This is a genomic window from Pseudooceanicola aestuariicola, assembly GCF_045763785.1.
In the GTDB taxonomy this organism is placed as follows: Bacteria; Pseudomonadota; Alphaproteobacteria; order Rhodobacterales; family Rhodobacteraceae; genus Pseudooceanicola.
In genome coordinates, this window is record NZ_JBJGSF010000003.1 from 307,589 (window position 1) to 328,206 (window position 20,618).

The window sequence follows — 20,618 nt, forward strand, 5'->3', positions numbered from 1 at the left end:
CCCCCTTCTCCCGTGCCCGGGTAGCTCAGGGGTAGAGCAGTGGATTGAAAATCCTCGTGTCGGTGGTTCGATTCCGCCCCCGGGCACCATTTCTTCAGCTATCCCACCGGTTATGCTCCACAGTTTATCCGTTGCTAGGAGCCGTAGACCAATCTGTGAACCTGAGCCTGTTGTCCAACGTCCGCTCACGGCGGTTAAGACACAGCTCTTTTCCACCAACCAACGGCAAATCTACCAATCGAATAGCCGAAGGCACCGTGGTCAGGTGCCTTCGGCCCGCCAATCGCAGGCTCAGGACCAAGGCGTGACGAGATATTTCTCGCCCGTTTTCATGGCCCGATAGTCGGTGACGGCGTCTTTGGTCAGCATTTCCTCAAGGTTGACGCGGGCCTTGTAGTGGCTGGCGAAGGTCGTGGTGAGGTTGTCGAGCACGCGTTTGCGCATTCGGGCGACCGTCTCGCCTCCGGCGGATTGCAGGAAGGGGAAGAGCAGCCAGCCGGATAGCGTCCAGCCAAAGCCATAGCTGGGCGACAGCATGGTCATGCCTGTGTCGAGACGGCCATAGATGAACATCCGCTTAGGCTGGGTCGAGCCGTAGCGGGAATATTCGGTCATCCGGCTGACTGCGACCTGCTCCATCGCCTTGAAGGCCGTGTCGACCGCCTTGCCGCCGCCGATGGGGTCGAAGCCGTAAAAGGCGCCGGTGGCTTCGATCGCAGCGCGCAGCTGCGCCATGAAATCATCGCCCGCAGAATTGACCACGTGGGTGGAGCCCATTTTCTTCAGCAGCTCTGCCTGATCGTCCTTGCGCACGATGTTAACGAGGCCAAGGCCGTCCTCTTGGCAGATGCGCGTCAGCATCTGGCCAAGGTTTGACGCGCCAACCGTGTGCAGGATCGCGTTTTGACCATCCATCTTGGCGTTTTCGGCAAAGCCGAGGGCCGTCATCGGGTTGACGAAGGCGCTGGCGCCATCTTCGGCAGAGTGATCGCCCAAAGGCAGGCAAGAGCCTGCGTCGGCAATGCAGTACTGGCTGTAGGCATTGCCCGGCACGCAGGCGACACGCTGGCCCATCAGGGCCTTGGCCTTGTCCGAATCCCCGACGGCGACCACGGTTCCGGCGCCTTCGTTCCCGGCGGGCAGCTTCAGCCCGTGGCGCGCCTTGGAGCCTTTGTTGAAGGGCTCGGGCATATTGGCGACGAATTTGCCTTCGGAAAAGCTGGCGTTTTCAATGTCGGCAGCGCCCACGAGGATCGCAAGGTCCGACGGGTTGATCGGCGCGGCTTCCATTTTGACAAGCACTTGGTTGCCGGTCGGATCGGGGAAACTCACGTCCTCGATCGCCACCGTCAGGGTGCCGTCTGGGGTTAGTGTGGTGAACAGTTGCTTGCCGGTGGTGGCCATTATGGTCGCTCCCTTTGTCGGGGTGATGCGGTCGGGAAAGGGAGCGAGACCCGTCTCCCTGCCGGTCACCCAGTGTCAGATTGTCGCGACCCTGCCTGATACGAAGGGTTTGTGCCACCGGCTGTGTCGCCGTCAGTCGATGTGACGTTGAGGCAGTGGGTGAGGACTGGGGCGCTGAACTGTGCCAACCGACGCCCAGGCGGGGCGGATGACCTATCACCTCAGACCGCCCGGCTTGACCCTTGATGTGCGGCGTCGATGCCAAAATACGCCTCGTCCAGAAGCTGTTTGTTGGTCGCCAGCGCTTCGGCCCGGCCAGAGTATCGAACCTGGCCGCCTCGAAGAACGATGGCCTGTTCTGACACTGCCAGCGCCATGTCGGTGAATTGTTCGATCAACAGGATCCCGACACCGCGCGATTTCATCTCTTCGACAAAGCGCATCAGCCTTTTGACGACCAGCGGGGCAAGACCCAGCGACATCTCGTCGATCAGCATGAAACGTGGGCGGCTCATCAATGCATGGCCCAGGGCGACCATCTGCTGCTGGCCGCCGGACATGGTGCCCGCCAGCTGGCCTTTGCGTTCGGCGAGTTCGGGGAACAGGGCGTAGGTGTCGCGTAGGGCCTCTTCGACGTCATTATCGCGGAAGGACGCGGCAGCGCGCAGATTATCGTCAACGGTCAGCTTAGTCAGGACGCGGTGGCCTTCGGGGACAGCGGCGATTCCCGCAGCGCGGATGGCGTCGGGGCCAGCGCCGGTCAGTGGCTTGCCGTCGAGGGTGACCTCTCCGCCCGCATGGGGCAGGACACCGGCAAGTGCCAGCACCAATTCGGATTTGCCCGCGCCGTTTGCGCCGATTACGGCAGTCACGTTGCCTTCAAGCAGCGTCAGATCGACGTCAGAGACGACCATCCGGCCACCGTCGCGTACGTTCAGACCTTTGACTTCCAATGCCATGGCTCAGACCTCCTCGGTTCCCAGATAGGCCGCTTTGACCTTGGCGTCGTTCAAGACCTCGTCGGTGGGGCCAAAGGCGATGCGTTTGCCGAAGTCCAGCACCAGCGTTTCGCTGCAAATCCTGCGGATCAGATCAACGTCATGGTCGATGACCAGCGTCTGTGCGCCGGTTTCCGCATGGATGCGCAGGATCAACTCTCCGAGCGTGTGGGTCTCTTCGACGCTAAGGCTGCCGCCGGGTTCATCGAACATAATCAGGCGCGGGGATCCGACCATGCATTTCGCGATGTCCGTCAGGCGGCGTTCGAAGGTGTTCAGCGTCGCTGCGGATTGTTGGGCGCGGTCGGCAAGGCCGACAAGGTCCAGGACGTGCATCACCTCGTCCATGCGGCCTTTACCGCGACCATGGTCCAGTTGGACCAGCACGTTGTCGAAAACGCTTAGGTCCTCGGCGATTTCTTCTTTTTGGAAGGATCGGCGCAGGCCCCAATGTGCGCGACGGTGGGGGGCAATGGACAAGAGGTTCTGACCATCCTGCTGAACCGATCCGGTCTGCGCCGCGACGAAGCCAGAGATGACGTTCATCAAGGTCGTCTTGCCTGCGCCATTGGGGCCGATGACCCCGCTGACGGGGTGAGTGAACTGCGCCGACAGGCTGTCCAGCGCCACGACGCCGCCAAACCGGACGGTTACGTCCCGAACGTCAAGCATCTTGCGCCTCCGTCTTTGTGGGCCGGGATTTGCGGGTAAGCGCGGTGATCCCGTCGATCACCTGTCCGGCGATTCCGTTGGGCGCGGTAATGACAGCGTGCAGAAGGCCCGCGCCGAAGATCACAAAGGACAGGTCGGCGTCGACGCCCCAGTTGTTCAGCAGGGCAGGCAGTATGCGGAACAGGGCGGCCCCGATGACGGCGCCCAGCCAGACCCGCGCGCCTCCGACCACGGCCAGCGCAAAGAGCAGGATGCTTTCGCCTGCGCGGAAGGTGCCGTCGTCCAACAGGCCAAGGCTGCCCGCCAGCAGACCGCCCGCGGCCCCGGCCAGCAGGCCAGAGATGCCGAATGCCCAAGTTTTATAGAGCGTGACGTTGACACCGGCGGCGATGGCCGCGGCCTCGGACCGGCGGATCAGGGCCCAGGCGCGGCCTGGGGCAAGGCGGCGGTGCGCTTCGATCAGCAGAAAGCCTAGGACAACGCAGACGATGACATAGCGCAGGTAAGCGGCCTGAGACATGGCGATGGCGGGGCGCGGTATCGGTTCGGTCGATCCGATGGCGACGCCCCAGAAGCCCGTGCCGCCGTTCGGGAACTGGAACGTGGCAAAGACGATTTCCAGACCCGCCGCAGCCATCAGGGTGACCAGTGCCAGATACAGCCCGCGCATCCGCAAGGCGGGCAGGGCCAGCAGCCAGCCTGCGACCATGGTGACCAGCGCGCCGACGATCAGATTGACCTCGAACGGGGTACCAAAGGCATAGCTCATCCGCAGAACGACCCAGCCGCCGACGCCCATCAGGCCGACTTGGGTCAGGCTGACCATGCCAAGGCGCGCATACATGAAGGACACGCCCGCGATCGCCAGCGTGAAGCATCCGGTCGAGATAAAGACCGCCATCCACAGGTTGCCTGCCAGCATCGGCAGAAAGACGAAGCAAAACGCCGCGAAGGCCAGACCGGTCCAGCCAGAGGGGGTGACATGAAATAGGTTTCGCATGTCAATCCTTTCCGCCGAAAGTCAGGCGCGTGCTGCGTTGATTCCACAACAGGACCAGCGCGGCGATGACGAAGGGGGCGATCGGACGCACGCCCTTCAGGGTCGAAGAGAAGGTGAGCATACTTTCAATCAAGCCGATGGCGAGGCCGCCGACCAGCACCAGCGCAAGGCTTTCCAGCCGCCCGCAGATCGCTGCTGCGGCGGCGGGGATGACCATGAAGGTGATGACCGATGCATCCAGCCGGATCAGGTCGGCGAACATCAGGCCTGTAAACCCTGCAATGACGCCGGTGATGCCCCATGCGATGGTTTCGACGCGCAGGATCGGGATGCCGATCAGGGCCGACAGGTCACGGTCATTGGCAAGGCTGCGCATTTGCAGACCGACCTTGGTCCGGCCAAGGTACAGCCAGATGCCCACCACGATCCCGACCGATGCGATCATGACCAAAGCGCGGGTATAGTTGACCTTTAGGCCCAGCAATTCGAACCGCATCTTGTCGGTCGGCAGGCTTAGCGATCTTGGGGTGTCGATCCACGCCCAGCTGACGAACCCAAGGATGATCAGCGCATAGCCGAGGGTCGCTACGGCTTTGACAACCGGATCGCGCCAAGCCAGAAGTGGTGCGATCAAGCGGCCATAGATCAGGGTCAGCAGGGTGGCGAGGGCGATACAGGTCAGCCAGCCAAGCGGTGGCCAGATGCCCCATTCGGTCATCTGCCATGCGGTCATGGCACCCGCGGCGCCTGCAGCGCCCGCCGACAGGTTCAGAACGCCCGTTGCACGGTACAGCACGACCATGCCGATGCCGCCAAGCGCATAAAGCGATCCAACCGCCAGCCCAGCCACAAGGAACCGGCCCACCAGCGAAAACTTCATGCCCCAGCCTAGCCATGTCACCAATCCGATGACCAATGCGGCGACCAGAAGACCGTTCAGCAACCTGCCCCAGGGCAGGCCTGCGCGCGATACGCCGACCTCTGCCAATTGCCTGCTTCCTCTTTTGAATAGGAAAAGCGCGCGGCAGGTCAGGCCCGCCGCGCGCGATTGGTATGATCGGCTCAGCGCAGGCCCAGCTCGGCCTCAAGCGCTTTGTGCTTTTCGAAATACGGTGCGTCGTATTCGAAGCAGTCGCGCACTATTTCATAGCCGTCGGCGACGATCTTCACGATGTAGCCTGCGTGGTTCGGCATGTGGAAATCCGCGTCGCCCACGTAGTAGGGGCCGCACATCAGATCGCTGGTTTTGCCGCTGATGCCACGGATCGCGTCAGCCACCTTGGCGCGGTCACCCACGTCCGCCGGGTCCATTTCCAGCAGGGTTTCGGTGAAGAACTTGGCCGACAGATAGCCAGACTGGCTGAAGGTGTCGCGCGGGTCTTCGTCGCGGGCATAGGCATCCATGACTTTCAGCCAGTTCTGGGCGTCGGGTCCATTGACCTGCAGCGGGGCCAGTTCGGCGCTGACGTAGACATGGCCATCCCAGTAGTCGGACAGCTGGTCCGGGATCGACAGATCATACAGCGGCGTCGGGGCGATCCAGTTGAAATCGTCGCGCAGATCCTGTTCCTCGGCTGCCTTCAGGATGGCAAGGGCCAGACCGGCGGGCTGGTTGATCAGGATGGTGTCCGCGCCCGACGAAATCGCCTCAAGCAGGACAGAGTTCACGTCCGGGGCCGCAGGGTTTAGCAGCGCCATCGACCCGTCGCCACCTTTCGACTTCATGTAGTCGATCGACGCCTGACAGGACCAGATGCCGTTGTTGGGAATGTTCAGGCCGATGCAGGACACGTTCTGGGCGTCGAGTTCTTCATAAGCGTAGATCACAGCCCCCAGGTTCGAGGGCAGGGGCCCTTGGTTGGTCGACACGATGTTCGGCGTCTCAAAGCATTCTGAGATGGCACAGGCCGAGGCCATGACCATGATGTCGGCGTCTTCATATGTCTTGGCGTTGACGCCCATTTCGATGAACGATCCGTTGCCGACCAGTGCCACGGTCGGCGTGTCGTTGACCAGCTTGGCAGCGGCCTGCGCGGCCAGCTCCGGGTTCCACTGGTCGTTTTCCACACGGTAGTCGATCGGACGACCGTGGATGCCGCCGTTGGCGTTCACACAGGCAAAGTAGGCGGCAGCAGAGTCCGTGGCGGCGGAAAAGTCGCCGGGGGCCGCGTTGCCGTGAATACCGCCGACGATGATCGGCTCTCCGGTCGCGGCCTCACCCGTGTTGGCACCGCATTCCTGCGCCATGGCAGGGCCCGCGAACGCGACCCCGGCAAATGCGGCGGCGGCTGCGAATTTCAATGTCTTGGTCATTACATCATCCTCCCTGATGTGCATGTCTGCCGGTTTGAATATTCCGGCTTAGCTTGAACGTAAAAATTGCCCCGATGTCGGGGGCTGGGTCCGGACCTCCTCTTCCGGGACCAGCGGGTGCCGGGGTCTTGGCGGGTAAACGCCCGTGACCTCGGACTTTTTGACCTTTCCTGCGCGGTGCCCAAATCGCACCAAATCCACGTTAGGAAGGCCAAATTCCTTTGGGTATAGAGTTTGTGACTGCGTTTCACTTTTGGCTGGATCACGGGCCGTCATGCGATGGCTGCCCTTGTTTCCAAGGCTGCCGCGCCGTGTTTGGCATCCTCTTTGATCATGTCCGCCGCCTTTTCGCCGATCATGATGGCAGGGGCGTTGGTGTTGCCCGAAACGATGGTCGGCATGATGGAGGCATCGGCAATCCGCAGCCCTGCGATGCCATGCACCCGCAGGCGTGTATCGACCACGGCATCGTGGCCGGTGCCCATCGCGCAGGTTCCGACCGGGTGATAGACCGTGCGGGCCTGAGCGCGAAGATAGCTGCGCAAGCCGTCGTCGTCCTGAACCGCCTCACCGGGCAAAACCTCGTCCAGCCCATGGCGGGCCAGAGGAGGCTGGGCCAGTATGTCCCGCGCGATTTTGACGCCGCGCAACAACCGATCCATATCGGTGTCGGCCGTCAGCAGCCCCAGATCGACAATCGGTGCCCCAGCGGGCGCGTCGCGGGTCACGCTGCCGCGGCTGTCGGGGCGCAGGATGCAGGTATGAAGCGATACGCCGTGGCCATATTCCACCAGCCGTCCGCGATGACTTTTCAGTCCGGGGATGAAGTGGAACTGCAGGTCCGGCCGCGGCTCTGACGGTTGACTGCGGATGAAACCGCCAGCCTCGACCATGTTCGACGACAACATTCCGCGCCGCCGGGTCATCCAGTTCAGGCCGTGTATCGCCAGTTTCGGCAGCGCGCGCGCCGACACGCCCCAAGGCGCGGTCGATTTGGTGCGGCAGATGATCATGACGTCGGTGTGGTCCTGAAGATTGGCGCCCACGCCCGGCAAGTCGTGCACCACGTCGCCGCCAAACCCTTTGATCTGTGCGCCCGGCCCGATGCCCGAGCGTAGAAGCAGATCGGGCGACCCGATCGCGCCCGTGGCCAGGATCACCTCGGCTCGGGCGCGGACCTGTGCCTGCTGGCCGTCCAGCGTATAGGCGATGCCGACGGCGCGCTGGTTATCGATCAGGATTTGCGACGCCTCGGCCCCGGTGATGATCTTCAGGTTGGGCCGCGACCGGATGCCTGCCAGATAGGCGGCGCTGGTTGAATGACGGCGACCATCCTTTTGCGAGACCTGATAGATGCCGACGCCTTCGGGTTCGGCCACGTTGAAATCGGCGCAGGTGCGCAACTGCATCTGCTGCGCCGCCTCCAAAAAATCATAGTCGGTCGAGTTCGGGTCACCCAGATCAGACACGCTAAGTGGCCCGTCGGTGCCGTGAACCGCAGTGTCGATACCGGGGCGCGTGTTGCCTTCGGCCTTGCGGAAATAGGGCAGGACACTGTCGTAATCCCAGCCCACACAGCCCGCGTGCGCCCAGTCGTCGTAATCCGCGCGATGCCCGCGGATATAGATCATCCCGTTGATCGCAGAAGACCCGCCCAGAACCCGTCCGCGCGGTATCGCCAGTTCGCGCCCGTCCAGCGCCGTCTGCGGGGCAGAGGTGAAGCCCCAGGTATGCCGCGGGTTCTTGGCCAGAAACGCCACGCCGATAGGGGTCGAGATCAGCGGGCTCGAGTCGCGCCCCCCGGCTTCCAGAAGGCAAACACGTATGGCAGGGTCTTCGGACATGCGGTGGGCCAACACGGCCCCGGCTGATCCGGCCCCGACGATTACATAGTCAAACTCTTCCGACATGGCGCAAGTATCCGTTCGCCCAAAAGGCGTTATTCTGTTTTCTTTTCACGGACATCCCCGGCGGCGCACCTGTGGCGCGGACGCTCGGCTCTGGTCCCTCCCTATGCGGCGAAGTGGCCGCGCGACTCAGGCTAGCGTTGCGCGTTTGGTTTTTGTTTGGCATGGTGCGGGGGCATATTCGCAAGGTTCGACGTGCCGAAAGGATGTCCGACATGTCCGCTGATCCCACCTCTCATCCGGTCGAAATCGCGCCCGATAGAATCGTCAACGCGGCGCTGTTTTGGGCGGCTGGGGATACGATGTTCACCAGCCAGACCTTGGCCCCATGGTTGGCGACGCCGGGGTGCTACGTCATGTCGGCGGATGAAACCTTTCTGTCAGCCGCGACCGGGGCGCATCGGTTGGACGTGGTGGCGCAACTACCGGACACGCCCGAAGTGTCCAGCGATCAGATCCTGACGGAACTGGGCGAATTATTTGCCAAGCATCCCGACCTGACATGCCTGATCGTCGATATGAGCTGGGCGCTGAACGTCGTCTGGGGTGCCACGATGATCGAACGGTGGGGCGCGATTGCCGATCGCGCGGCCGAGGCGCATGGCGTGGCCATCATCTGCCTTTATGATCGGGAAACGCTGGTCGAAGATCAGATGGCCGCAACCTTCCGCGCACATCGGGCCTTTCTGTCGCCTTCGGGGCTATATAACAATCCGCATTGGCTGCCGCAGAACCTTTTGGACAAGGCGTCGCTGGACGAACAGCTAAGCTTTTTGCTGGGCCGCATCGTGCCCGAGTTTGCCGACCGGTCCTTTCGAAAGACGCAGTTGCCGGACGCCGCACGCGGGACGACGCCCGGCTGGGTGCCCACGCCGCACCGTCACGTCGCCAGCCATGCGTCCGAAGAACGCTGGCACATTCACTGTCTGGGGCGGCTGCAGGTCTATGTTCGGGGCGGGGCAAAAGTCGATTGGACCATTGCCGGAGCCGCACCCAAGAAATCCCGCGCGCTTTTTGCCTATCTGCTGACACGGGGGGAAACCGGCTGCCCGGCCGAGCAGTTGTGCGAATTCCTTTGGCCCGATGACCGGTCGGAAGAGGTCAAGCGCGGTCGGCTGCGGCACACGATTGCCATGGTGCGCAAATCTTTGGGCGGGATCGACGCGGTGACACGGTCAGGTGACATTTATTATCTGAACGTGCCCAAGGGCAGCTGGATCGACATCCGCGCTTTTGAACAATTGTGCCGGCGCGGGCTGGCGCTGTTTCGCCACAACGACTTTGCCGCCGCCTTGCGCGTCTATGAGGGGGCAGAGCGTCTGTATCGTGGTGATTTGTTCGAGGATCTGCCGATGGAATACGTGCAATCGGATTACGAAGACTGGTGTATGCCGCGCCGCATCTGGCTGCACGATATGGCGGTGAAGTTGCAGTACGACATGTCCAAGGCGCTGCGTCAGTTGGGGCGGTTTCAGGCCGCGTTGGATCATAGTCAGAAGGCTTTGCGGCTGGACCCCACGAACGAAAGCGCCACGATTGAAGTGATGCGGGTATTTGCGGCGCAGGATCGCAAGGATGCCGTGGCGCGGCAGTATCAGCAGTACCTGAATGCGGTTCGGGAATTCGATGCCGGTGCAGCCTCGGACGAGGTTCTGGCCGTTAGCCGAGAGCTTTTGGGCCATAGCAGCACACGCCGCAGCGCAGCAGGGTAGGGCATTTCTGCAGGCCAAGGCTTGCGCGAATGACGCGGGGGCGCCCCTTGTAAGCTCAGTATTCAGTTTATATTGAACCATATGAACATTGGGCTGCACATGACGCAAGCACTAGACGATAAATTCATCGAGGCGCTGGGCCTGATCTGGCAGGCCGAAGGCGGTCCGCGGATCGCGGGGCAGGTCATGGCGTACCTGATCCTTGCCGATGGCCCGTCCAGCCTGACCGAAATTGCCGAAGGCCTCGGGGTCTCCAAAGCCTCGGTGTCGACCAACGTGCGGCTGTTGGAATTGCGGGGGATGACGGTGCGCGTCAGCCGAAAAGGCGCCCGCGGCGATCTGTGGGAGGCGGTCCCGCATCCGCAGGGCGCGACGCTTCTGGCGATGGCCGACCGGTTTGACCGCAACGCAGACCGGATTGGGGGGATCGCCGCCGAAATGGCCCCGCAGGACGCGGGCAAGGGCGCGAAAGTTGCCCAGTTTTCAGACTTTTATCGCTCGTCCGCAGGCTTCCTGCGGGGCTGGGCGCAGACATTGGACAGCCCCGCCGCCAAGGCGCCGCAGGGCCCGGACAGACAAGAGACAGACGACCATGAGTGACAAGACCGAAGAGCCGCCAAAGCCCGAATGGGCCCTGACGCATCGTGAGAAAAAGGCTCTTCGCGCAAAGCCGTCTGGCGGGCGTGCGCCACGGCGGCGCTGGCCTTGGGCTGTGCTGGTGATCGTCGGGCTGGGCGCGGGGGCTTACATCGCGCAGCAGCAAGGCTTGATCGGGGAAACACCCGACGCCGAAGAGGTGCCTGTTGCGGCCACGCCAGAGGTTGAAGAAGCCCCGGCGCGCGAAGTGGTCATGCAGCTATTGCCGCGTGAGATTACCGAGGTCGCCCCCGGTGTCTTGCGGGAAACGGTGCGGATCACCGGATCGCTGTCCCCTGACCAGCATCTGGGCATCCCGGCCGAGGTCGCAGGCCGCGTCGACGCGGTGAACAAACGCGCCGGTGACCGGGTCGAGGCCGGAGAGGTTCTGGTGCAGATCGATCTGGCTACCCTGCAAAACCAGTTGGAACAATCCGAGGCCACCGCCGACGCCACACGGGCGCAGTTGGAATATGCCACGGGCGAATTGCAGCGGACGCAAAGTCTTGTGGATCGTGGGGTCGCGACCTCGTCGAACCTTGATAGCGCGCAGGCGAATGTTCAGCAGCTACGTGCGAACCTTTCGGCGCTTGAACAACAGGTCGCAACCGCGCGGCAGAGCATCGAAAAAGCCACGATCACCGCGCCTTTCGCCGGTCAGATCGCCGAACGCAACGTTGATCCGGGCGCCTATGTCAGCCCCGGCACACCGCTGATGACCTTGGTCGACATCTCATCGCTGGAATTGGAAGGGGCGATCCCGGTGAACTACGCGCCCCGCATTGAAACCGGGCAGGTGGTCGAGATCACGGTGGACGGGTTCGGCGACCGGTCGTTCGAAGGCACGGTCGAACGGGTTGCACCCGTGGCCAAATCCGGCACGCGGGTGCTGCCGATCTATGCGACCATCGACAACCCGAATGACGTGTTGCGGGGCGGCATGTTCGCCTCTGGCCTCTTGGTATTGGAAGAGGTCACGGATGCGATTGGCATCCCGGCGGATGCGGTGCGTGAGGACGCAGAGGGCACCTTCGTGCTGAAGCGTGACGGCGACCGTGTGGTGCGTCAGCCGATCCGGGCAATCCGCACCTGGGACCGGGGCCGCATCGTTCAGGTGTCCGAGGGGCTAAGCCAAGGCGACGTTATCGTTTCGGCCCCGATGGAGCGGTTGCAGCCCGGCATGAAAATCACGCTGGTCGAGGGTTAAGCCATGTTCCTGACCCGTATTTCCGTCAGCCAGCCGGTCTTTGCGACCATGATCATGGTGGCGATCTTCGTGATCGGCCTGTTTTCCTATCAACGCCTGCCGGTGGAACAGCTGCCAGAGGTTGATTTCCCGGTGGTGGCGGTGGTGACATCCTATCCCGGCGCGACGCCAGAGGCGGTGGAATCGGACATCAACCAAGTGATCGAAGACAGCGTCGCCACGCTGTCTGGCATCGACACCATCAGCTCGACCGCGCAGACCGGATCGTCGATGGTGCTGATCCAGTTCAACCTCGAGGTCGACAGTTCGGTCGCCGCGCAGGACGTGCGGGACCGGATCGCGCAGATCGAAGGGGTGTTGCCCGACAATGCCGAAGACCCGCAGATCCTGCGGTTCGACCCGTCGGAAATGCCGATCATCTCGGTCGGGCTAAGCTCTGACAGGTATGACGAAGGCGTGCTGACCGCGCTGGCCGAAGATCAACTGGCCACCCGTCTGTCGAATATCCCCGGCGTCGGGCGCGCCTCGGTTGTTGGGGGGCTGCCGCGCGAGGTGCACGTGCTGATCGATCCCGACCGTCAGGCGGCGCTGGGTATCGGTGCGTCGGAAATCGCGGCCGCGCTGGTGGCAGAGAACACGGATTTGCCCGCAGGTTCGGTCACTGAAGGGCCATCCAAGCAGTCGGTTCAGGTTGAAGGTCGGATCGAAAACCTTGCGGGGTTTGACGAGATCATCATCGCGCGGCGCGGTGGATATCCGGTGCGTCTGGGCGACGTGGCGGTGATCGGCACCGATCTGGCGGAACGCACCAGCCTTGCCATGCTGGACGGTGAACAGGCGCTGGCCGTGGATATCGTGAAAACCCAAGGCGCGAACACCGTCGCCGTGGCCGAAGCGGTGCGCGAAGAAATCGCCGAGTTGGCCGAAGATCCACTGTATGACGGGATCGAGTTGGAGATCATCCGCGACAACGCCGTTCCGGTCGAAAAGTCGTTTGAATCCGTGCAGTCCATGCTGATCGAAGGCGCGTTGCTGGCCACCGTGATCGTGTTCCTGTTCCTGAATTCATGGCGCTCGACCGTAATCACCGGGCTGACGCTGCCGATCTCGATCATCGGGACGATGGCGGCGATCTACTTCCTTGGATTTACGCTGAACATGATGACCATGATGGCGCTGTCGCTGGCGGTTGGCATCCTGATCGACGACGCCATCGTGGTGCGCGAAAACATCATGCGGCATCTGCACATGGGCAAAGACCACAGGCAGGCTGCGCTGGACGGTACGAACGAAATCGGATTGGCCGTCTTTGCCACGACTCTGTCGATCGTTGCGGTGTTCCTGCCGGTGGCCTTTATGGAAGGCATCCTTGGTCGGTTCTTCCTGCAGTTCGGCGTGACCGTGTCGGTCGCGGTCCTGATCTCTTTGTTCGTGTCCTTCACGCTGGACCCGATGATGTCGTCGGTCTGGTACGATCCTGCGGCCGATCCCGATCGCAAACGCGGCCCCATCGGCCGTGCGGTGCATCAGTTCGAACGCTTCTTCGACTGGCTGGGGCGTCGGTATCGGGCCTTGCTGAAACTCGCGCTGCGGTGGCGCAAATCGACGCTGATCGTCGCTGTCGTGGCCTTTGTCGGCGGTCTGGCGCTGTTTCCCTTTGTCGGGGCAGAGTTCGTGCCGCCCGCGGACAATTCGGAGATGCAGGTGGATCTGGAAATGCCGGTGGGCACGACCTTGGACCGTACCGCTGAAAAGATCGCGCAGGTCGATGCCATCGTCCGCCAGTTTCCCGAGGTGATCGGGACCTATGCGACTGTCAACTCCGGCACGAACTCGGGCGAAAACAACGCCTCGATCGTGCTGCGCCTGACCGACACGACGGAACGAGAGCTGACACCCACCACCCTGACGCCACTGGTTCGCGACGCGCTTGAAGCCGTGCCCGGTGCAAGGTTCCGTATCGGTCCTCCGGGATCGTTCGGATCGGGTGTCGCCACGCCGGTCGAGATCAAGATCTTCGGCGAGGATCTGGATGTGCTGACCCGATTGTCGCGGCAGTTGGCCGACAATCTTGATGCGATTCCCGGGTTTGCCGATGTCCGCACATCTCTGGATGATCCGCAGCCGACGATTGGCATCCGGATTGATCGTGATGCGGCGTCTGATCTGGGCGTGTCGCTGGCGCAGGTGGGGCAGGCTTTGTCCCCGATGATTGCGGGCCAGACGGTGTCGGATTGGACCGCGCCCAATGGCGACAGCTACGACGTGCTGCTGCGTCTGCCTGAAGACGTGCGCAACGATGCCAGCCGGTTGGGGTCCTTGCCCGTTGCGACCAATGCGGATGGCACCGGCGTCGTCCGTCTGGACCAGATCGCCGTGGTCGAGCAATCCACAGGCCCCGGGGAGATCACCCGCGAAGGGCGCGAACGCTCGGTTTCGGTGACCTCTGGCCTTGATGGATTGGACATCCGGACCGCACAGCCCTTTATCCAGCAGGCGATTGCCGATCTGGACCTGCCTCCGGGCTATCGGACGGGGTTCGGCGGCGACAGTGAACAGATCGCGGAATCCGGCGCCTCGGCTGCGGCGGCGCTGTTGCTGGCCGTTGTCTTCATCTACCTCGTGCTGGCGTCGCAATTCGGCAGTTTCGTCCAGCCCATCGCGATCATGTCGTCGCTGCCCTTGGCGTTGATCGGCGTGATGGGCGGGCTGCTGGTGGGGGGCTCGACGCTCAACATGTTTTCGATCATCGGGTTCATCATGTTGATGGGGCTGGTGGTGAAGAACGCGATCCTGTTGGTGGACAACGCAAATCAGCATCGGCGTGCAGGGATGAACCTGTTCGACGCGCTGGTCGAGGCGGGGACCACCCGGTTCCGTCCCATCGTGATGACGACGCTGGCGATGATCTTTGGGATGCTGCCCTTGGCGCTGAATATTCACGGCGGGTCGGGCCAGAACGCGCCCATGGCCCATGCGGTGATCGGGGGGCTGATTTCGTCGTCGCTGCTGACGTTGGTCGTGGTGCCGGTACTTTTGACGTATATCGATGGATTTTTGAAAGCAGTTAAACCACTTCTGCCCCGTGCCCCTGATGACAGTCACGCCTGAGGGTGGCAAAATGTCTCACGGCGAATCTTGGTAAGGGACCGGGCAATGAAGATCCAATCCGGTGATGTGCTGGCGTTCGACGTATACGGCACTCTCATCGATATTCATGCGCTGACACCGGCGTTGTCGATGTTGGTGGGCAGCAAGGCGGCGCAGCTTTCGCAGATTTGGCGGCAGAAACAGCTGGAATATGCGTTTCGGCGCGGGCTGATGGGGGCGTTTGTGCCGTTTTCGACGGTGACGGGACAGGCGCTCGATTACGCGCTTAAGGTCACGGGCGAAAATATCTCTGCTGACGAACGCGACAACCTGCTGGAACGCTACCGGACGCTGGATGCCTTTATCGACGCGCGGCCCGCGATGCAGGCGTTGTCGGCGGATGGGGTTGAATGCCATGCCTTTTCCAACGGCGACCCCGAAGACATCGAAAGCCTGCTGCGGTCGCAAGGCCTGTGGGGTGCGATGCATGGCGCGGTGTCGGTGCTGCCGGCGCAGACGTTCAAACCCGCCCCCGCCGCGTACGAGCATTTCTGCAAGACCGTAGACGCTAAGGCTGACCGCTGCTGGATCGTGTCGTCGAACCCCTTCGACGTGATGGGCGCGATGAACGCGGGCTGGCGGTCGATCTGGGTGCAGCGCAATCCCGAAGACGTCTTCGACCCATGGGGAGTCGAGCCCACGCTGACTATTCAGTCGCTGTCTGACCTGCCTGAGTACCTTTAAATCAAAGGGCTTCGGCCTTGTGCCGGAGCCTTAGGCACTAGGCGCGGGCCGGGTGCGATTGACAAAAGCCTCCAACGGTTCCAGAAATATCCAACATTTCTGGTGGGGAGGCCGGTCGTGTTATTCAGCCGTTCGGAAAAAGACGGGGACACCGTCGTGCATATGCTGGCTTCGGCCCTGCGGCGCGATATTTCCTTCGGCACGCTGCTTCCTGACCAAAAGCTCAAGATCGAGGCGCTGCGCCAGCGCTATGGCGGGTCGAACCATTCGATGCGCGAAACCCTGCGGTTGCTTAGCGCCGAAGGTCTGGTCGAGGCGACCGCACAGCGGGGCTTCCGCGTCACCTCGGCGACCGAGGATGATCTGCGCGACATCAACCTTGTCCGCAAAGAGCTGGAGCGTGTTGCCCTTGGGTTGGCGATTGCACAGGGCGATACGGATTACGAAGGCCGGGTGATCGCGGCGCATCATGCGCTGCGCAAGGCCGAAGACCGGGTGGCCGCTGCGCCTGATGATCTGAACGCTCTGGAATGGGACGAGGCCTGTCGCGGATTCTCGGCCGCGCTGATATCGGCCTGCGGATCACCGCGTCTGCAGGATTTGCAGCGCAAGTTCTTCGATCAAAGCCGCCGGTTCCGTCTGGCGCAGCTTCGCGAAGGGCGGCTGGATTTCAACGCGCGCCGGGCGCGGCAAGAGGCGTTGATGCAGGCGGTTCTGGCGCGCGATCCTGAAAGGGCAGAGGCGCTGCTGGCCCAAGACATCGACGAAGATTTCAAAACAAACTCACAGACCGGGTGAACCCCGGCGCACCAGATCATAGGGAGGAAAACAATGATCAAACTGAACCGCCGTCAGGCACTTATCATGGGTGGCGCCGCCACCGCGACAGCGCTGGCCGCTCCGGCTATCGCTCAGGGCACCAAGATCAAAGTGGGCGCGCTGCGCTTTACCTCGCATTCCGGCAGCTTTGTTGCCAAGGACCGCGGCTACTTTGCCGATGCCGGGCTGGATGTTGAACTGGAGTTCTTCCAGGCGGCACAGCCGATGGCCGTGGCAATTGCGAGCGGAGATATCGATTACGCCGTGACCGCGATTTCGGGCGGTCTGATTTCGCTGGCCCAGAAGGGCGCGATCAAGGTGATTGGCGGCGCGCTGATCGAAGAAGAGGGCATCGACGGCCAGCAGATCCTTGCGTCCGACGCGGCCTATCAGGCGGGCGTGACGTCGCCTGCGATGCTGGATGGCAAAAGCTATGGCGTGACCCAGACCGGGTCGTCCTTCCACTATGTCGGCGACAAGATCGCGCAAGCCGAGGGGATTTCAATGTCCTTCAAGCCGCTGCAGAAGGTCGGTGCCGTGGTCGGTGCGATCAAGTCGGGCCAGATCGACGCGTGGAACATCGTGCCGCATATCGCCAAGCCGCTGGCAGGCTCGGGCGCGGTGCATATCATCGGCGCGGTGCAGGATTACCTGCCGAACTATCAGACGACGACTGTCTTCACCTCGGCCGACAATGCCGCCAACCAGCGCGACAAAACCGAAGCGTTCCTAGCGGGCTTCTCCAAGGGGGTGACCGATTACAACTCTACCATGATCGATAACGCGGGCGGAGAGGCCGGTGTGGACGAGATGGTCAAGCTGATCCACCAGTACGTCTATAGCGACCGCCCGTTCGAAAAGGCCAAGCCATCTATCGTCAACGGCACCATGCGGATCAACGAAGGGGCCAAACTGAACCTTGCCTCGGTCGAAGATCAGTTGGAGTGGTTCAAGGCCGGTGGCTATGTCGACGACAGCGTGACGATCGATGATCTGGTCGACACGTCCTATGTCGAGACGATGAGCTAAGCCGAACTTAGCTACCACGTCAGGGTCGGAAAAAAGCCCGGCGTTCGCGCCGGGTAGCGCCGACCCGCCCCCGTTCCGCCAAAGCCGAACCTGTGGTCCGACGGCGGCGCTATTGCGCCTCCCTCGGGTCGGTCGCTGCCCTCACTTCAGAACGAGCATACTTATGGACATCAGACTGGACGGCGTCAGCCACCATTACGACGATTTCGAGGTTCTGCGGGACATCACGTTGGACATTCCTGCGGGTAAGATCGTTTGTATCGTGGGGCCCTCTGGCTGCGGTAAATCCACGTTGCTGCGCTTTATCGGGGGGCTTGAGCGGCCTAGCCAAGGTACGATCCGCCAGATCGGAGAGCCTCCGGCAGGGTGTCTGAACCCGCTGACCTATATCTTTCAGGACTTCGCTCTGCTGCCGTGGCGCTCGGTTGAGGGGAACATCTCTCTGGTTCTTGAAGACCACGGTATCAAGGGACCCAAGGCGCGGGCGATCATCGATGATGTGCTGGCGCGGACGAAGTTGTCGGACTTTGCCAAGGCGCTGCCCAAGCAGTTGTCGGGGGGCATGAAGCAGCGTGTGGCCATCGCGCGGGCGTTGGCGGTGAATCCGGCGGTGATGCTGATGGACGAACCGTTGTCGGCGCTGGATAGTCAGACGCGAGAGCTGTTGATGGACGATCTTGTATCGCTGTGGTCCCGCCAGCCGTTCACCGCCGTCTACGTCACCCACAACCTGAACGAGGCCGTGCGCCTTGGCCATCGCATCGTCGTGCTGTCGCGTCGCCCGGGCCGCATTCAAGAGGTGGTCGAAATCGACACGCCCCTGGCTGAACGTCAGTTCGGTGATGCCGATCTGGAGGCCAAACAGAAACACCTTTGGCAGTTGATGCGGGACGAAGCCCGCGCGGCGGATGCGGAGTTGATCAATGTCTGATGCCAGCCTGACCGGTGCACCGGTGACGCCATCCCCGTCGACCTCGGCCCAAGGCAAACCGGTGGCCTTCCGGGGCGGCGGTTTCAAACCGCGGTCGCATCGCTGGGTCGGTGTGGTGGTCTTTGTCGTATTGATCCTGATCGCAGAATGGGGCACGCGGACCGGGTGGATCTCAGCGCTGACCTTGCCCAAACCCTCGGACGTTCTGGAGACCTTCCAAGAGCTTTATCAGTCGGGCCTGCTGTTCAAACACCTCGGGCCGTCGCTGGCGCGTCTGGCCGTCGGCGCGCTTTTGGGCGTGTCGGTCGGGGTCAGCGTGGGCGTGTTGATCGGACTGTTTTCCTATATCCGGGCGGGCATGGTGCCCTTGGTGGCCGCGCTGTTTCCGATCCCCAAGATCGCCTTGCTGCCACTGTTCGTCATTTGGTTCGGCATCGGTGAGGGGTCGAAATACGCCTTGATCGCCTTCGGGACGTTCACGCCCACCGTCGTCGCAACCTATGGCGCGGTGGATAACGTGGACCGGACGCTGATCCGCATGGGCCAATCGTTTGGCCTGTCTTGGTGGTCGATCGTTCGCAAGATCGTGTTGCCGGGCGCGATGCCGGGGATCCTGTCGGGGCTGCGGATTTCGCTGGCCATCGCCATCATCCTGCTGGTTGCGGCGGAAATGCTGGGGGCCGAATACGGGATCGGGGCTTACATCCTGCAGGCCGGGTCTTTGTACGACCTTGAACGGCTGTTCGCGGGCGTGGTGATCCTTTCGGTTCTGGGGGTCGTGGTCAGCGCCGTGATCGCATTGATCGAACGGCGCGTTCTGGGGTGGCGGACATGAGCTATGACGTGGTTGTGGCGGGCGGCGGCTCGGCTGGCGTTGGCGCGGCTGTCGGCGCCGCGCGTGCGGGCGCGAAGGTGTTGTTGCTGGAGCGGCACGGCTGTCTGGGCGGCGCGGCGGCGGTGCGGAATGTTCTGACGCTGTGTGGTCTCTACACCCTTGGAGAAGACTGCCGGATGGTCGTCGGCGGAGTCGGGGCCGAGGTGGTCGAGGCGCTGAAGACGCGCAAGGCCATCACCGGGCCGCATCGTTTTCGCGGTGTGTTTTCCTGCTTTGAGCCCGAGGCGATGAAGGTCGTTCTGGATGATCTGGTGGCGCGTGCTGGTGTCGACGTGCGCTTTGGCGCGACCCTGACCGGGACGGAACGGGATGGCGACCGGATCAGAGCCGTCACCTACAGCGATCATGGCGGCGCACATCGGGTTGAGGCCGGAGGCTTTGTGGATTGCACGGGCGACGGGGACCTGGCGCATCTGGGCGGCGCATCGACGCGATATGGTAACGCGGATGGGGTCAACCTTGGAACCTTGGGCACCCGTTTCGGGGGCATTCCGGCAGATGTGACCGTGACGGCGCCTCAGATCGCAGAGGCGGTCGCGGCGTTCAATGCGAATGCAACGGCGACGGGCCAGATCTCGGACCTGACCAAGGACAAATGCGTGATCGTCCGGCTGCCGGGGTCGAATGACATGGTGCTGTACCTCGCCTCGGCCGATTACGACCCGCGCGATGCAGCCAGCCTTAGCCGGGCCGAGATGGACGTGCGGCGGCAGGCGTGGGGATACCTAGACGCCATCCGCACGATTGAGGGCTGCGGCGGGGCCTATCTGGTGTCCACCGGGCCAGAAATCGGCACGCGTGAAAGCCGTCACCTGAACAGCCAGCGGCAGTTTACATGGGCGGATATCGAAGGACGCGCAACTTTTGACGATACGATCGCCTTGGGCGCATGGGGGGCCGAATGGCATGACCGCGGGACCTATGCGTCGACCTTCGATTACCCGCCGGAAAAGGGCTCGTATGAAATTCCGTTGTCCTGTCTGCACTCGGTCGATACCGAAAACCTGTTTTGTGCCGGGCGTTTGGCGGATGGCGACCGCAAAGGTGGGGCGGCGATCCGGGTGATGGGCACCGCGATGGCCACCGGGCAGGCGGCAGGCGTGGCGGCCGCGCAGGTCGCAAACGGAACGTTCTCGCCTCAAGCGGTGCGCGACGTGCTGCGCGGGCAGGGGGCGACGCTATCCGTGCAAGACCTGTCTTGATCCGCAGGGTCTTGGCGCGGAGGTAAATGCCTGTCACCAATGCAAAACATCGATCAGGA

17 protein-coding genes and 1 tRNA gene are annotated in these 20,618 nt (G+C 62.5%); 11 read left to right on the forward strand and 7 right to left on the reverse strand.

Annotated features, from left to right (window positions below):
- Positions 1-14 precede the first annotated feature (14 nt).
- Positions 15-89: transfer RNA gene (locus ACI3GR_RS13930), tRNA-Phe, on the forward strand.
- Between the two features lie 202 nt (positions 90-291).
- Here ACI3GR_RS13930 and ACI3GR_RS13935 read toward each other — a convergent pair.
- The 7 genes from ACI3GR_RS13935 to ACI3GR_RS13965 form a co-directional block, all read right to left on the reverse strand.
- A complete protein-coding gene (locus tag ACI3GR_RS13935) occupies positions 292-1,404 on the reverse strand; it encodes a zinc-binding dehydrogenase (RefSeq protein ID WP_407495312.1) in 1,113 nt (370 codons plus the stop codon).
- Positions 1,405-1,625: 221 nt separating this feature from the next.
- Complete coding sequence (locus tag ACI3GR_RS13940) at positions 1,626-2,363, reverse strand: ABC transporter ATP-binding protein (RefSeq protein ID WP_407495313.1); 738 nt, start codon at positions 2,361-2,363, stop codon at positions 1,626-1,628.
- Positions 2,364-2,366: 3 nt separating this feature from the next.
- On the reverse strand, positions 2,367-3,074 hold the full coding sequence (locus tag ACI3GR_RS13945; protein ID WP_407495314.1) for an ABC transporter ATP-binding protein: 708 nt from the start codon (positions 3,072-3,074) through the stop codon (positions 2,367-2,369).
- Entirely contained in the window at positions 3,067-4,074 is a 1,008-nt protein-coding gene (locus tag ACI3GR_RS13950) for a branched-chain amino acid ABC transporter permease (RefSeq protein WP_407495315.1), read from the reverse strand. The genes ACI3GR_RS13945 and ACI3GR_RS13950 overlap by 8 nt, the downstream gene beginning before the upstream one ends.
- 1 nt (position 4,075) lies before the next feature.
- Positions 4,076-5,062, reverse strand: a complete 987-nt coding sequence (locus tag ACI3GR_RS13955) for a branched-chain amino acid ABC transporter permease (RefSeq protein ID WP_407495316.1) — start codon at positions 5,060-5,062, stop codon at positions 4,076-4,078.
- A 74-nt stretch (positions 5,063-5,136) separates the two neighbouring features.
- Positions 5,137-6,387 carry an ABC transporter substrate-binding protein gene (locus ACI3GR_RS13960; RefSeq protein ID WP_407495317.1) on the reverse strand — a complete coding sequence of 417 codons (1,251 nt, stop codon included), beginning with the start codon at positions 6,385-6,387 and terminating at the stop codon, positions 5,137-5,139.
- A 272-nt stretch (positions 6,388-6,659) separates the two neighbouring features.
- A complete protein-coding gene (locus tag ACI3GR_RS13965; RefSeq protein WP_407495318.1) occupies positions 6,660-8,297 on the reverse strand; it encodes a GMC family oxidoreductase in 1,638 nt (545 codons plus the stop codon).
- 212 nt (positions 8,298-8,509) lie between these two features.
- On the opposite strand from ACI3GR_RS13965, the gene ACI3GR_RS13970 reads away from it, so the two are divergent.
- From ACI3GR_RS13970 to ACI3GR_RS14015, 10 genes are all read left to right on the forward strand, one after another.
- Complete coding sequence (locus ACI3GR_RS13970) at positions 8,510-10,006, forward strand: AfsR/SARP family transcriptional regulator (RefSeq protein WP_407495319.1); 1,497 nt, start codon at positions 8,510-8,512, stop codon at positions 10,004-10,006.
- Positions 10,007-10,105: 99 nt separating this feature from the next.
- Positions 10,106-10,606: a GbsR/MarR family transcriptional regulator gene (locus ACI3GR_RS13975; protein WP_407495320.1), complete on the forward strand. Its 501-nt coding sequence runs from the start codon at positions 10,106-10,108 to the stop codon at positions 10,604-10,606.
- Positions 10,599-11,849 carry an efflux RND transporter periplasmic adaptor subunit gene (locus ACI3GR_RS13980; protein WP_407495321.1) on the forward strand — a complete coding sequence of 417 codons (1,251 nt, stop codon included), beginning with the start codon at positions 10,599-10,601 and terminating at the stop codon, positions 11,847-11,849. Before ACI3GR_RS13975 ends, ACI3GR_RS13980 begins: the two co-directional genes overlap by 8 nt.
- Before the next feature lie 3 nt (positions 11,850-11,852).
- Positions 11,853-14,960, forward strand: a complete 3,108-nt coding sequence (locus ACI3GR_RS13985) for an efflux RND transporter permease subunit (protein WP_407495322.1) — start codon at positions 11,853-11,855, stop codon at positions 14,958-14,960.
- 45 nt (positions 14,961-15,005) lie between these two features.
- Positions 15,006-15,683 (forward strand): haloacid dehalogenase type II, encoded by a 678-nt coding sequence (locus tag ACI3GR_RS13990; RefSeq protein ID WP_407495323.1) that lies wholly within the window; start codon positions 15,006-15,008, stop codon positions 15,681-15,683.
- A gap of 117 nt (positions 15,684-15,800) precedes the next feature.
- Entirely contained in the window at positions 15,801-16,481 is a 681-nt protein-coding gene (locus ACI3GR_RS13995) for a GntR family transcriptional regulator (protein ID WP_407495324.1), read from the forward strand.
- 33 nt (positions 16,482-16,514) lie between these two features.
- Complete coding sequence (locus ACI3GR_RS14000; protein WP_407495325.1) at positions 16,515-17,531, forward strand: ABC transporter substrate-binding protein; 1,017 nt, start codon at positions 16,515-16,517, stop codon at positions 17,529-17,531.
- Between the two features lie 163 nt (positions 17,532-17,694).
- A complete protein-coding gene (locus ACI3GR_RS14005) occupies positions 17,695-18,462 on the forward strand; it encodes an ABC transporter ATP-binding protein (protein ID WP_407495327.1) in 768 nt (255 codons plus the stop codon).
- The gene (locus ACI3GR_RS14010) at positions 18,455-19,297 is read left to right on the forward strand and encodes an ABC transporter permease (RefSeq protein ID WP_407495328.1); all 843 of its coding nucleotides are present in this window, start codon (positions 18,455-18,457) and stop codon (positions 19,295-19,297) included. Before ACI3GR_RS14005 ends, ACI3GR_RS14010 begins: the two co-directional genes overlap by 8 nt.
- Positions 19,294-20,559, forward strand: coding sequence for an FAD-dependent oxidoreductase (locus ACI3GR_RS14015; RefSeq protein ID WP_407495329.1), 1,266 nt, complete (start codon positions 19,294-19,296; stop codon positions 20,557-20,559). The genes ACI3GR_RS14010 and ACI3GR_RS14015 overlap by 4 nt, the downstream gene beginning before the upstream one ends.
- The last annotated feature ends 59 nt before the right edge of the window (positions 20,560-20,618 follow it).